Origin of the sequence: Halohasta litorea (assembly GCF_024494645.1) — an archaeon.
GTDB classification, from domain to species: Archaea; Halobacteriota; Halobacteria; order Halobacteriales; family Haloferacaceae; genus Halohasta; species Halohasta litorea.
The window spans coordinates 227,060-239,849 of the sequence record NZ_JANHDJ010000004.1 but is presented as its reverse complement, the minus strand read 5'-3'; the positions used below and the strand labels follow the sequence as shown (position 1 = coordinate 239,849).

Below are 12,790 nucleotides of genomic sequence, written 5' to 3'. Positions count from 1 at the left end.
TCGGGAAACACCTCTTGTTTCAGACATAGGTTACGAACGGTTCTCACCGCGGATCGTTTCGACGGCAGCCATCACCTCCTCGACGCGGTCGACGTCGACCGGATTCGTGGTGTGGCCACCCTCTTTCAGTGCGGTGCCGACGATCGCGCCGTCGGCGATGGATAGCAGTTGGTCGACCGAGTCGGCGGTGAGGCCGCTGCCGATCAGAAGCGGCGTCGACAGTCCACGATCGGCGCGCGCCGCCGCCACCCCTTCGAGAGTGTCGGTGTCGACCGACGCGCCCGTTCCAGCACCGCTGACGATCACGCCGTCTGCCAGCCCTCGCTCGACGAGATCGGCGAACTGGTCGCCGACCGATCGCTCGGCACCGAGCGGCGCGGCGTGTTTGACGTCGACATCAGCCAGAACCTTCGTGTCGACACCGAGCTGCTCCCGGAGTCGCAGGGTTTCGTGGGCCTGTCCCTCGATGACGCCCTGATCAGTAACTGCCGCCCCGGTGTGGACGTTGATCCGCACGTAGTCGGCGCCGACAGCCGCGGCAACCGAGAGCGCGGCCTCGGCGTCGTTCCGCAAGACGTTGATCCCGATGGGGCAGTCGACGGCCTCGCTCACCGTGGTCCCGACGCGCGTCAGCGCCGCGACGGTGTGTTTCGGCACGTCGTCGGGGTAGACGGGACGTCGCCGTAGTTTTCGATCATGAGGCCGTCGACGCCGCCTGTGGCGAGTCTGTCGGCGTCTCTGACGGCAGCCTCACAGACGCTTGCAAGCTCGTCTGTGGCCCCTGGAGCCCTCGGTAGCGGATCGAGATGCACTATGCCGACGATCGGCCTGTCGGTTCCGAACCACTCGCTAAGTGTCATAGCTCGCGGTTCGAGTGGTGACTACCTACATCCGACGGTCGACCGACACGGGGCACAGCCCCACAGAGATAACCTCTGTTCCCGAAGCCCGGCTCGCTTCTCGGAGCGACAACGCTCGTTCTCGGCTGGTCGACGCGGGTCCATCGTCGGTTCGATCAATCGACTGCGACGATACCGTTGGTGCGAGCCCCGTCGTGGGATACCCACTCTGTGTGCTACTGTGAGGTCGTCATTGTCAGCTGATGGACAGAGACAGCCGTTCCCGTTATTTGTGAGGTCAGTCACCCATCATGTCGACGTTCGATCCAGTGATTGCCGGAGTATAGCCGACACATGAATTGTATACTGCTATACAGAGTTCGAAGGTGTCGACTGGGTCGAAGGAATGCTGAGTATTTTATACTGGCTTCGACAGAGAGCGAGCCAATGAACGTCCGTCGGATTCTGTCACTCGTGTTCCTGTGGCAACTCGCAGCAAGCATCTGTTACTACACCGTCTTCGCTGCAACACCCTTTTTCCGGGACGAGTTCGGGCTCTCGGGAGCACAGGTCGGGTTGGTACTGACGGCGCTGTCGCTTGGGTACGCCGCGTTTCTGCTCCCGTTGGGTGCGATGACCGACCGGTTCGGCGAGCGGCGAATGCTCACCGTCGGCCTGATCGGGCTCTCGATCGGCTCGGTGCTCGTCGCCGGGGCATGGTCCTATCCCACACTGCTCATCGGGACCTTCCTCCTTGGATCGCTATACGGAACGGCGATGCCCGGAACGAACAAGGCCATCTTCGACAACGTGGCCGTCGGTCGACAGAACCTTGCAGTCGGCATCAAGCAGGTCGGCGTGACCGCTGGCAGCGGCGCGAGCGCACTGCTGGTGACCGGGATCGCAGGGGTGCTGTTCTGGGAGGCCGGATTCTACGTCGCTGCAGTGGTCGGCATCGTCGTCGCAGCCGTCTTCTGGATCGCCTACCGTGGTACGCCAGTCGACGGCGACGCCGAGTATCCCGAGTACCGCACTCTCCTGGACAACACCCCCTACCTGTCGCTAACAGTAGTCGGGGTCTGTCTCGGTGCGGGACTGTTCACGACGACCGGCTACACGATCATCTACATCAACGAGTCGGTGGGGGCGACCGTCGCCTTCGGCGGACTGGTGCTCGCCGCGATCCAGGTCTCGGGGAGCGCCGGGCGCGTCGTCACCGGCTGGCTGAGTGACGTGCTGCCGGGCGAGCCCCGGCGGCGAATCGGAACGATCCTCCTCATTCAGGCCGCCGCCAGCGCGGTGCTGTTCGTCGCCGTCGCGCTCGTCGACAGTCGGCTGCTTGCGGCGGCGCTGTTCGTCCTCCTCGGCTTTTTTGCGCTCGGCTTTACCGGGATTTACTTCTCGTGTCTGGCGACGCTAGTTCCGGCCGAGGAGATGGGAAGCGCGACCGGGGGTGGACAGCTCGCGTTGGTCACCGGCGCGCTCGTCGCTCCGCCGACGTTCGGCTATCTCTCGGACGTGCTGGGGTATCGGGCCAGCTGGTTCATGCTCGCGGGGCTCTCGCTGTTTGCAACGGTGTTCGTCGTCCGGGTGATCCGCCAGGAGCCGCCAACCCAGTCTCAGGCGGCGGTCGGGTCCACTGACCCGCAGGACTAACTCGGATGGCACTGTTGTGGTGCGTGATGCCATATCTCGCCGAGTAGACTGCTCAAAGGCGCGACCGAGCCGCTACTGTCTACGAAGCAGCGTAATCCCCAGCGAGACGCCGATCGTCGACAAGGAGGCGAGGACGAGGAACATGACCGACACCGAGCTGTAGGTGAGCACCGTCCCGGTGATCGCCGCACCGAGGGCACCGATCCCGAAGATGGCGAGGTAGGTGTAGCCGAACGACAGCCCGCGGGACTCCGGCAGCGAGTATTTGGCGATCGTCGCCTGCGACAGCGGCTGGATCGCAAACAGGGCGACGCCGAGGACGAAACTCCCGAGCAGGAGCCCTGCCAGTCCAGTTTGGACCAGCGGGACGAATACGAGAGCGATCGTCGTGAGCACACCGAGCATGACCGTCAGCCCACGGTCGGGCTCGATGCGATCGGTGAGCCGACCGCCGAGATACTGCCCGCCGATGCCGACGGTCAGCAGCCCGGCGTACAGATACCGCGAGAGGTCGAACTCGGCGGCCACCGGGCTATCGGGATCGAACAGACCCAGCTGCACGTCACCGACCGCCGCCGTCAGGAAGTCGCCGAGCAGCTCCGGCAGGAAGGTCAGCACACCACGGTAGTAGAGCCCGTTGAACGAGACGATACAGAACACCAACAGAAAGCCGATCGTAAACAGCCGCCGCGTCTCGCTGCCGAACTCGGCGAGACTCGCCGGTGAGCGCCGCTCCGGCTCGCCGTCGTCGACGTCGACGGCGGCGGTCGGATCGAACGAGACGGTGAGTCCAATGACGGCCGCAATCGCGGCCGGAACGGCGAGGATTGCCGCCACGAGCCGCCACTCGAAGGTGAGCAACAGCAGCGCCGTCACCAGTGGACCGCCAGCAATGCCAGCGTTGCCAGCCATCCCGTGGTAGGCAAACACCTGCCCGCGATCCTGGACCCCGTTGCTGATGAGTGTCAGTCCAGCCGGGTGGTAGATACTGGCGGCGAGTCCCCACAGCGCGAGGGCGACTGTGATACCGATGACTCCCGGCGCGAGGCTCAGGACGAGAAAGGACACAGACATCCCGACCAGACAGGCGACGATGAGCCGGCGGGAGCCGAACCGATCGACCAACAGCCCGCCCGGCAGGGCACCGACGCCGAACAGCCCGTAGCCGATTGCCGCCGCCGTCCCCAAGACCGCCGACGTCGTCGAAAACTCCACCAGCCACACCGTCATCAGGATCGGCACCGACAGCTCGTAGATGTGGACCATCGAGTGACTAACCATTACGAAGCCGACAATTGACTGGTCGTTGGTGTCCACGTGATCTGATAGTTACACAGGGTGGCTAATAATTATTGGTCCAGTCGTACGGTTTGACCGACGCAGTTCGCCGATAACAGCCGGGAAACGTGAGCGACGCCACCCAGCTGGCGAACCGATTCCCGGTTCATATATACATTCTGTTGTCAATTTTTCATTATTCCAATGTCTCGAAACATATATTATATATCGTGATAAATCCCGAGCCATGTATCACGTGCTGCTACCGGTCGACGGCGATGAAGATCGACTCGACAAACAGCTCGAGACGCTGACGACGCTGCCGGGAGACGACGAGATCACCGTGACGCGGGCGGCGGCCGCGGACACATCATCGAGGATCTGAAGAAAGCCTACGGACCGGGGAACCGGCTCCATGCCGGGTTGTTGACGTTCTCGGCGCTCGATGTGTTGGTGACGATCACCTACATCGCGACGAACTTTCAGGAGCTGTACGTCTCCAACCTCGGCCGGGCGACCACCAACGAGTACATCATGGCGGTCGTGTTCACGTTCGTCATCATCTACCTGACGTGGCGCTCGTTCGGAATCACGTTCCTGTCTGTGATCTTCCTCGGCATTCTGTACGGGCGCTACGGGGCGTTCGCTCCAGGAGCGCTCTCACACGGCGGGCTCACCTGGGAGCGGATCCTGCGGACGCTCGTCATCAGCGTCGACGGCTTCTTCGGCTTCCTGACCCAGCTGGTCGCCGCGTGGATCGCCTTGTTCCTGCTGTATGCGGGCTTCCTCAAATCCTACGGCGCGTTCGATCTCATCATGCGGCTGGCGTTCCGGTCGGCCCGCTACATCGATTCGGGGATCGCCCAGACCGCGGTACTGGCGAGTGCGGTCATCGGTTCGGTCAACGGGAGCCAGACCGCAAACGCCGGAATGACCGGCTCCTTTACGATTCCGCTGATGAAACGCAACGGGATGAAACCCGAAACCGCCGGGGCGATCGAGGCCGTCGCCTCGACCTCCGGCCAGGTGCTGCCGCCCGTGATGGGTGCGGCGGCGTTCATTATGGCGTCGCTCATTACGGGTGTCACCTACGCCGACGTGATCGTCGCGGGGCTGATCCCGGCGGCGATCCTCGTGGTGACGATCGCCATCGCGGTCCACTACGTCTCGGTGCCGCAGCTCGACGACGTCGATCCCGAGATCCTGATCCAGGATTCGATGCCACGCAGCGAGTTCGCGACCGAGTTGGTCAAATACGGCCTCCCGCTGGCGGTGCTCATCTACCTGTTGGGCATCGTCCAGGTGACGGTGATGACGGCGGCACTCTACACCTCGGTCACGATGCTGGCGACCGGAACGATCATCCCGCAGCTCCAGTCGCTGACGGGAGTCACCGACGCGACGATGGTAGAGACGACCAAGCGAAACGTCTGGGAGACGCTCAACGGGATGCGCGAGGGCGTCGTCGTCCTCGCGCCGGTGACGATCATTCTGGCGGCGATCAACGGCGTCGTCGACATCCTCACCGCGACCGGCGTGCCGACCAAGATCTCGCTGACGCTGATGGATCTCTCGGGCGGTATCCTGCTGGTGGCGGCCATCCTGGCGATGATCATCTGTATCATCCTCGGGCTTGGAATGCCGACGACCGCCTCCTACACGATCGTCGCGTTACTGATCGCGCCGACGCTGACCAACCAGTTCCTCCTGCCGCAGTTCGCCAGCCACTTCTTCGTGTTCTACGCGGCGATCCTCGCGGGGCTGACGCCGCCGATTGCGACCTGTGTGGCGGTCGCCTGCGGGATCGCGGGGGCGGATTTCTGGAGGAGTTGCCTGGAGGCGATCAAGATCTCCGCGCCGCTGTTCATCCTGCCGTTCGTCTTCGTCTACCATCCGGAAGTCGTCTCGGCGGAGTTCGGCACCCAGACGCTGGTTTCGGGATCGCTGGCGATGATCGGCGCGATCGCGGTGATCCACGGCATCAACTACCGCTTCGGCTTCGGCAAGGCGGTCTCGCTCGGTGCCGGTGTCGCGTTCTTCGTCCTCGGGATCGTGACGATGGTCCACCCCTCGCGGCTCGTTCAGTTCGGGGCGTTCGCGGCCATCATCGCGATGTACGTCATCCAGACGATCACCGGCAAACCGAACCCGGTTGCGAACATCCGCAACCTCGTCGGGTCCTCCGGCGGGTCGACAACCCCATCGGTCGAACCTGACACCGAGTAACACCGACGGAACCCTTTTTTCGACACCCAGCCGACCATAGCCATGCATATCGCAATCGTCGTCTTCGAGGGCGTCGACGAACTCGACGCCATCGCCCCCTTCGAGGTCTTCGAGAACGCCCGACAGGCGGGCGCGGACCTCAGTGTCACGCTCTGCACGCTCGATGCTCCCGGCGAGATCACCGCGAGCCACGGGCTCCGGATCGGCATCGACGACCGGCTCGACGATCTCGACCCCGATCTCTTGGTCGTCCCGGGCGGCCAGTGGGGAGCCCGCGGCGAGACCGGCGCGTGGGCCGAAGCCGAACGGGGCGATCTCCCCGCAGCAATCGCTTGCCTCCAGGAGGCGGGCGTCGATCTCGCGGCAGTCTGTACCGGCGGGATGCTGCTGGCTCGCGCCGGAGTGACTGATGGACGACCGGCGACGACGCACGCGAGCGCACGCGATGAACTCGAAGCATCAGGTGCCGAACTCGCCGACGGCCGGGTGGTCGACGACGGCGATCTCGTGACCGCCGGTGGCGTCACCGCCGGGCTTGATCTCGCCTTCCATCTGGTCGCACGGGAGTTCGGCGACGAAGTAGCCCAGCGCGTCGCCACGCAGATGGAATACGAGCCAGCAGAGGCAGTCGTCCCATAGCGAGCCAACCGGCCTCACGACTCGGGGACTGTCGGAACGACCCTCTGCTCGTCGGGCTGTTGGCCGCGTTCCTCGGAGACCACGTACTCGACCTCGACGCGGAGCGGCTCGCCGATCCGGTCGGCCAGAGCCCGATACAGATCGTCCGCGAGTGGCGGGTTCGGCCCCGGTTCCCGGCCGGTGACGGTGATGACGATTCGGTCGACCGACCGGACCGGATAATCGTCGTCCAGGACGACCTCGATCTCATCGAGTTCGATCCCGTCGTACTCGGGAGCAGCGAGGACCGACTCGACGCCCTCCTCCGCGCTGGCTTCCATCTGTGTCGTCTGGAAATCGAGCAGCGTAATACTGGCCAGCGGGGCCGCCAGCACCAGGAGGCCGACACCGAAGATCGTCGCGTAGGTCAGTGTCGACCGGCGGGTGGGTGAGACGTCGAACATCCCCTGCGGGCGGTAGCCCGCCACCCAGAGCGTCCCCAGCGCGGCGACGTTGATCGACAACAGATTGACGACGACCAGCGTGAACGCCCCCAGAGCCGCGCCGTCCATCCCCCAGGCAGCGGTGATCCCGACGGCGGCCGACGGTGGAATGAGCGCGGCGGCGATCATCACGCCGACGATCGCCTCCGAAAAGCCACGCGTGAGACTCAGGATGCCAGCGATTCCGGCACCCAGCGCGACCAGGATCGAAAGCAGGTTCGGCGAGACGCGCTCTTCGAGTTCGGCGACGACGACGATGTCGACGCCGCCCGGTTCGAACCCCGCCAGCCGAGCGAGCAGCCCGAGGCCGACCGAGGCGGCGATCACGACCGCGACGCCGATAAACTGATAGATAAACCCCTCCCGCCGAAGATCGTCGTCGCCGGTGACGATGCCGATACTGGCGGCGAGCGCCGGGCCGAGCAGCGGCGCGATCACCATCGAGCCGACGACGACGGCGGGCGAATCACCCAGCAGCCCTGCGGTGGCGACGACCGCGCTGATCAGCAGCATCACGATATAAATCGGGAATGCGGGCGTGAACTCGTCGGCCTTCGTTCGGAGCACCTGCCGGGAGGTGCGTTCGCCTTTGGCTCCGCCCCCGCTGTAGCGGTCGCGGACGGCGTCGAACTCCTCGGAGATCACGGTCTCGGCGTTGATGACGACCACGCGAGCGTCTTCGATATCGACCTGCGCGAGGTCGTCCAGGACCGGCTCGACCGCCCGATTCGGCAGCGGGAACCGGACGACATCGCTGTACTTCTCGCCGCTGGTTTCGTCGCTCATCACGTAGTCGACGCTCGCCTCGTCGAGCACGTCCAGGACGGCCCGGCGGCGACCCTCGGGGATCGTGATTTCGAGATAGCGCATTGGCAGGTCGTCGGCGACCAGATGGGTAGTTCTAGTTCGAATCGAGTGAGTGGTCGACGGGCCCAACTGTACCGACCGTCTGTAGATCGAGCGAGGGGGTCGTGTCGGTAATCCAGTTATAAAAGTCGCACCAGTCGTAGTATCGTCACTCGTCCGTGCTTGCGGGCTCGTCGGTGTCCCAGTCGCGGGAGACCGGCGTGTCGCTCGCGTTGATGTTCGACAGCAGCCAGTCGGCGGCTCCACTCAACACCGCCTCGTCGGTCGCGGTGAGCTTCAGCCGGTTGTGGTCGGCCTCCCGGTCGGGATAGCAGCCGACGGTCACCGCGAAGCGATCCATCGCCTCCTCGAGGGCCCACACGATATTGGCCTCCGGTTCGACCGTATACAGGAACGCCGAGCGGCGATTCCCGGCGAACTCCTCGGCAACCGACTCGAACATCGCCTTCAGTTCCTCCGGAATGCCGGGCAGCACGTAGACGTTGGCGAGGACACAGCCCGGTGCGAGCCCGGCGTCGTTTATGAGGGGTCGGCTCTCCGCTGGAATCGCGGCCTCGGCCTCCCGGTCGACATCGATCTCGCGGTCCGGAATGCGCCCCTCGATCTCGGCGAGTCGCTGGTCTACGGCTTCGCGGGTCAGCTCCGAGGCCGCCAGCTCGCGGCCGAAGGCGTCGGCGACCGCCTCCATCGTCACGTCGTCGGGCGTGCCGCCGATGCCGCCGGTGACGATCACGCGGTCGAAGGCCGTGCTGTAGTCGTCGACGTGGGCGGCAATCGTCTCCTGATCGTCGGGCAGCGAGAGGACACGGGTGACCGTGACGCCGCGGTCGGCGAGCCGCGCGGCGAGCCAGTTGGCGTTCGTGTTCACCGTGTCGCCCGACAGTAGCTCATCGCCGACGGTAATCAGGGCAACCTCCATTGGAGACAGAACGACCGGCCGAAAAATAGCCCTTGTGACTCGGGGGCAGGCTTACAGCGGCTCTGGCTCGTCGGCCGCTCGGGCCGCTGTGTCGACCGACGACAGCGCGGTCGCGGCGTGGGCCGCCAGGATCTCGAAGAGATCGACGTTTTCGGTATCCGGTTCGGAGATGTCGTAGTAGACGGCGAACAGGACGACAGTGCCCGCGCCGTAGGGGATCGGCACCGCCAGCGTCGAGCCGGGTTCGCCGTTGCGGATCTCGTCGAACCCCTCGCCGTCGGTAACCGTCTGAAGCTTTTCGCGGTCGCTCGCGTCGCGGGCGGCCCGGCCGAGCGCGCCATCGGTCTCGACATCCGGGAGCGTGGTGTCGACGATCCGCCAGGAGTCGCCGTCGCCATGGACGAAGACGGCCCCGTCGCTATCCAGGACGAATTCGAGCACCTCGATACAGAGGGCGCTGACCGACTCGACGTTCGAGGATTCGTTGAGCACCTTACCGTACTTGTTGAGCCCCTTCAGTTTCTCGGCCGACCGCTCGACGGTGGCCAACGTCTGCCGACTCCGGGCGTCGTACAGACCGATCAACAGTCCGGCGAGCCCGCCAGCACTGCCCGCGTCGGCGGCTCCGAACAGCAGCGTGAGGCCCGCCTGCTGGCTGGTGCCGGTGATGAGCGTAAAAACGGCGACGAAGGCGACTGCGCTCCCGACGCCCCAGGAGATAATGAGCGTCGCGTACTCGCTGTAGGCGTCATCGCGGACGATAGTGACGCCAGTGAAGACGATCGCCGCCGACACCAATATAAACGGGACCGTGTTGAACAGGAGCGTCGTCGCGGCCGCGGGGAACTGGAGATACTGCACAATCTGCAGCACGCCGAGGAGAACACCGGAGACCACGAGGCCGCCGCCGATAGCTGCTCGATACTGCATTTAAAATCACCAATGTCAGATAGAAACATAAAACCGCCTGCTCGTCGGTCCCTCGATTCGGGCCGTTCGAAAGAATCACGCCGCTCGGCGACATACCAGCGGTCGTGAGTAGTCCACTGTCGGTTCTCATCTATGACGGCCGCAAAGCGGCGTTTCGAACCGCAGTCGACGTGTTGACCTACGGGATGGACGACGTCATCGCCGTCCCGTGGGAGTCCGACGTTGTCCAAGAGTTCCTCGAAGCCCAGTTCGGTAGCCGACCGTTCGTTTTCGTGCTGATCGAGGACAACGCGGTCCACGCTGGCGAGACAGCCGTTAAAAAGGCGATGTACGCCCGCGGGATCGCCTCGCCGGTGGCCCGTGGCTTCGAGGCGCTGTACCCCAAAATCGCCGCACCCTTCGGCCGTGTCGTCCACGGGGAAGCCCCCGCCGAGATCCACGGCACCTACAGACTCGATCCTGACGCTCGGGAGTACATCGACGAGATTCGGCAGGATCACGCTGACCGTCAGGAGTAAGTCGACTATCAGGCGTCATCGACCGTCTCAGCGTTCGGCGGACGCTCGGAGTTCGGCCAGCGCGTCCCGTACTGCCGTTTCGATCGGGGTCTGGTCGATCGGCACGACAGTTTGCAGATCGCTTGCGGCGTCGACGGTCACCGGATTGCGCATACTCTCGGCCAGCGCCCGGGCGATATCGAACTGCACGTCGGTCGTCAGTCGGAGCCAGTACGACGAGAGCTTCGGCGTCATCACCGGCACCGGCACAATATACACCGTCTTCCCCTTCTCTCTGGCGGTCAACTGGAGCAACGACTCGTAGTTCCACACCGACGGACCGCCGATGTCGTAGGTCCCGCCGCGGGTCGCTTCGGCATCCAGGACACCGACCAGATAGCTGATCGTATCCCGAATCCCGATCGGCTGACAGGGGGTACGAACCCACTGGGGGACCGCCATGATCGGGAGCCGGTCGGTCAGATCGTGGAGGATTCTGAAACTCGCGCTCTCCGCGCCGATGATGACCGCCGCCCGCAGGACGGTGAGATCGAACTCGCCGCCAGCCAGGATCGCCTCGACCTCGCGCCGGGATTCGAGATGTGGCGAGAGGTCGACCCCGGTGCCGCTGATACCGCTCAGGTAGACGACGCGGTCGACGCCCGCTTCGGAGGCGACATCCCGGAACCGCCGGGCGTACTCCCGGTCGCGGGCGGCGAAATCGTCGGCGGTCAGCGAGTGAATCAGGTAGTAGGCGACGTCGACGCCCGCACAGAGATCGGCTACTGAGTCGGCGTCGGCAAGATCGCCCTCGAAGGCCTCGACGCCGTCGGAGAACGACTCTCGTCTCGCACTCCGCGAGAACGCGACGACATCGTGACCCAACTCCGCAAGCCGAGCGACCAGTCGACTGCCGACGAACCCGGTCGCCCCGACAACGAGAATACGCATTACGTCCCTCTATGTACGACTCCGTCAATAGAGTTTGCCCGGTCTGATAGATCCGATTCCGTGGGCATGGGTCCAGCCTGCCGAATCAGGCGGGCGTTCGCGCAGTGTTGCGGTCGACCACAGTCCGCCGGCGGACGAACACGACGGTCACTGCGCCACCGAAGACGAGCCCCCCGGCCGCGCCGAAGGCGACGAGGTAGCTCCCGGCGGCGAGCCAGCCGCCGAGGAGGCTGCCGACGCCCCCGGCGAGCGCGCTGAGGGCGGCGTACATCCCGAGGGCCTCGCCACGGATCGTCACCGGGGCGAGTTCGGTGACAAGCGTGCTGGCGGTGACGGCGATGATCGCCCACGTCACGCCGATCAGCGCGAAGACGGCCGCGGCGATTCCGAAGCCGAAGGCGGTAGCTCCCAGCGCGAGGTCGACGACCACGACCAGCGAAAAGGCGAGGCTACGGACCGAGAGGCCGACGATCTGCACCAGTTCGGCCCCCCATTTCGCGCTCAGTCGTCCGGTGGGACCGAAAACGGCGGCCGCGGCGAGGCTGTTGATCAGGTAGAGTGCGAAGATCCCGTCCGATCCGTAGCCCGCATCGGCCAAAAACGCCGGCAGCGGCGCGAAAAAGGCTGCAAAGCCGGCGAAACAGAGGCAGACCGCCAGAAAGTAGAGCGCGAGCGTGGGCGAAAACCGGTCGACGAACCGACGCGGGTGGAACTCCCGGAAGTCGGCCCGACTCACCGTAAACGGAAAGGTGGCGCTGCGGACGCTGAACCGATTGGCCCGCTGGAGGGCTCGCCGGAGTCGGTCGGCCGAGATCCGTTGCTGGGCGGGTGGATCGGCCGGGAGGGTTCGACCGCTCCACAGGAGGCCGAGGGCTGCAGCGACCGCCAGCGGGACGAACAGGCTCCGGATCACCAGCTCCGGGGCCAGCAGCCGCGTTCCGAACCCGGTCCACACTGATCCCACAAAGAGGCCGACAGCCCAGCCGATCCCCTGATATTTGTTTAATAGGGCGATCCGTTCGCTCCACGCTTCGGCGGGGGCGTCGACGACTGCCAGCAGCGTCACCACCGGCGTGGCGGCGGCGAAGGCGAACCAAAGCACACCGTTTGCGAGAATTACTGGTGTCACGCTTTCGAGCAGTGGGATCACGGCAATCGCTCCGGCAATCAACACGAGCGTGCCAAGCAGGAGCAGCCGGTAGTTGCCGGTTCGGTCGGCGATCCGGCCCGCACCGAGCGCACCCGGAACCCCGACGAGGGCGGCGACCGCTGCGAGTAGCCCCAAGACGAACGGGCCGCCGCCGAGGTCCACGGCGTACAATGGGACGACCAGCGACGCGCCGCCGAGGGCGACCGAGCCCAGTCCCCAGCCGTACAGCCAACGGTCGGACATAGCTCCCCTTGCAGACGGCCCGCCCATATGGCCTCCGATTGTGCGTGACTGTCGACCCGAGCAACAAGTCCGACTAAACTGTTCTTTCGGGAACACCACTATATGTGTGCCAT

Annotated in this window: 11 protein-coding genes and 1 pseudogene; 5 read left to right on the top strand and 7 right to left on the bottom strand. The window is 64.8% G+C overall.

The window, feature by feature from the left end:
* Positions 1–30 precede the first annotated feature (30 nt).
* Positions 31–860: pseudogene (locus NO877_RS11580) on the bottom strand (BtpA/SgcQ family protein).
* 426 nt (positions 861–1,286) lie between these two features.
* Between NO877_RS11580 and NO877_RS11575 the strand changes: the two are divergent.
* Complete coding sequence (locus tag NO877_RS11575; protein WP_256396499.1) at positions 1,287–2,495, top strand: MFS transporter; 1,209 nt, start codon at positions 1,287–1,289, stop codon at positions 2,493–2,495.
* Positions 2,496–2,567: 72 nt separating this feature from the next.
* On the opposite strand, the gene NO877_RS11570 is transcribed toward NO877_RS11575, so the two are convergent.
* Positions 2,568–3,776 carry an MFS transporter gene (locus tag NO877_RS11570; protein ID WP_303646949.1) on the bottom strand — a complete coding sequence of 403 codons (1,209 nt, stop codon included), beginning with the start codon at positions 3,774–3,776 and terminating at the stop codon, positions 2,568–2,570.
* A gap of 244 nt (positions 3,777–4,020) precedes the next feature.
* Between NO877_RS11570 and NO877_RS11565 the strand changes: the two genes are divergently transcribed.
* From NO877_RS11565 to NO877_RS11555, 3 genes are read left to right on the top strand one after another with little or no spacing between them, the layout of a single operon-like run.
* A complete protein-coding gene (locus NO877_RS11565) occupies positions 4,021–4,158 on the top strand; it encodes a hypothetical protein (RefSeq protein WP_256396497.1) in 138 nt (45 codons plus the stop codon).
* Between the two features lie 41 nt (positions 4,159–4,199).
* Positions 4,200–5,999 (top strand): TRAP transporter permease, encoded by a 1,800-nt coding sequence (locus NO877_RS11560; RefSeq protein WP_256396496.1) that lies wholly within the window; start codon positions 4,200–4,202, stop codon positions 5,997–5,999.
* A 42-nt stretch (positions 6,000–6,041) separates the two neighbouring features.
* Positions 6,042–6,638, top strand: coding sequence for a DJ-1/PfpI family protein (locus NO877_RS11555; RefSeq protein WP_256396495.1), 597 nt, complete (start codon positions 6,042–6,044; stop codon positions 6,636–6,638).
* A gap of 14 nt (positions 6,639–6,652) precedes the next feature.
* On the opposite strand, the gene NO877_RS11550 is transcribed toward NO877_RS11555, so the two are convergent.
* The 3 genes from NO877_RS11550 to NO877_RS11540 all read right to left on the bottom strand — a co-directional run bounded on the left by NO877_RS11550 (position 6,653) and on the right by NO877_RS11540 (position 9,836).
* The gene (locus NO877_RS11550) at positions 6,653–7,990 is read right to left on the bottom strand and encodes a TIGR00341 family protein (protein ID WP_256396494.1); all 1,338 of its coding nucleotides are present in this window, start codon (positions 7,988–7,990) and stop codon (positions 6,653–6,655) included.
* A gap of 145 nt (positions 7,991–8,135) precedes the next feature.
* A complete protein-coding gene (locus NO877_RS11545; RefSeq protein WP_256396493.1) occupies positions 8,136–8,906 on the bottom strand; it encodes a competence/damage-inducible protein A in 771 nt (256 codons plus the stop codon).
* Positions 8,907–8,957: 51 nt separating this feature from the next.
* A complete protein-coding gene (locus NO877_RS11540; protein WP_256396492.1) occupies positions 8,958–9,836 on the bottom strand; it encodes a hypothetical protein in 879 nt (292 codons plus the stop codon).
* A 104-nt stretch (positions 9,837–9,940) separates the two neighbouring features.
* Here NO877_RS11540 and NO877_RS11535 point away from each other — a divergent pair, with 104 nt between their 5' ends.
* On the top strand, positions 9,941–10,354 hold the full coding sequence (locus tag NO877_RS11535; protein WP_256396491.1) for a hypothetical protein: 414 nt from the start codon (positions 9,941–9,943) through the stop codon (positions 10,352–10,354).
* A 27-nt stretch (positions 10,355–10,381) separates the two neighbouring features.
* Here NO877_RS11535 and NO877_RS11530 read toward each other — a convergent pair whose 3' ends face one another.
* Positions 10,382–11,284 (bottom strand): NAD(P)H-binding protein, encoded by a 903-nt coding sequence (locus tag NO877_RS11530; protein WP_256396490.1) that lies wholly within the window; start codon positions 11,282–11,284, stop codon positions 10,382–10,384.
* Between the two features lie 85 nt (positions 11,285–11,369).
* A complete protein-coding gene (locus NO877_RS11525; RefSeq protein WP_256396489.1) occupies positions 11,370–12,677 on the bottom strand; it encodes an MFS transporter in 1,308 nt (435 codons plus the stop codon).
* Between the last annotated feature and the right edge of the window lie 113 nt (positions 12,678–12,790).

Excerpts from the sequence above, each read along its gene's own strand:
- NO877_RS11575 (WP_256396499.1), top strand. The coding sequence starts at position 1,287 with ATGAACGTCCGTCGGATTCTGTCACTCGTGTTCCTGTGGCAACTCGCA.
- NO877_RS11570 (WP_303646949.1), bottom strand. The coding sequence starts at position 3,776 with ATGGTTAGTCACTCGATGGTCCACATCTACGAGCTGTCGGTGCCGATC.
- NO877_RS11565 (WP_256396497.1), top strand. The coding sequence starts at position 4,021 with ATGTATCACGTGCTGCTACCGGTCGACGGCGATGAAGATCGACTCGAC.
- NO877_RS11555 (WP_256396495.1), top strand. The coding sequence starts at position 6,042 with ATGCATATCGCAATCGTCGTCTTCGAGGGCGTCGACGAACTCGACGCC.
- NO877_RS11550 (WP_256396494.1), bottom strand. The coding sequence starts at position 7,990 with ATGCGCTATCTCGAAATCACGATCCCCGAGGGTCGCCGCCGGGCCGTC.
- NO877_RS11545 (WP_256396493.1), bottom strand. The coding sequence starts at position 8,906 with ATGGAGGTTGCCCTGATTACCGTCGGCGATGAGCTACTGTCGGGCGAC.
- NO877_RS11540 (WP_256396492.1), bottom strand. The coding sequence starts at position 9,836 with ATGCAGTATCGAGCAGCTATCGGCGGCGGCCTCGTGGTCTCCGGTGTT.
- NO877_RS11530 (WP_256396490.1), bottom strand. The coding sequence starts at position 11,284 with ATGCGTATTCTCGTTGTCGGGGCGACCGGGTTCGTCGGCAGTCGACTG.
- NO877_RS11525 (WP_256396489.1), bottom strand. The coding sequence starts at position 12,677 with ATGTCCGACCGTTGGCTGTACGGCTGGGGACTGGGCTCGGTCGCCCTC.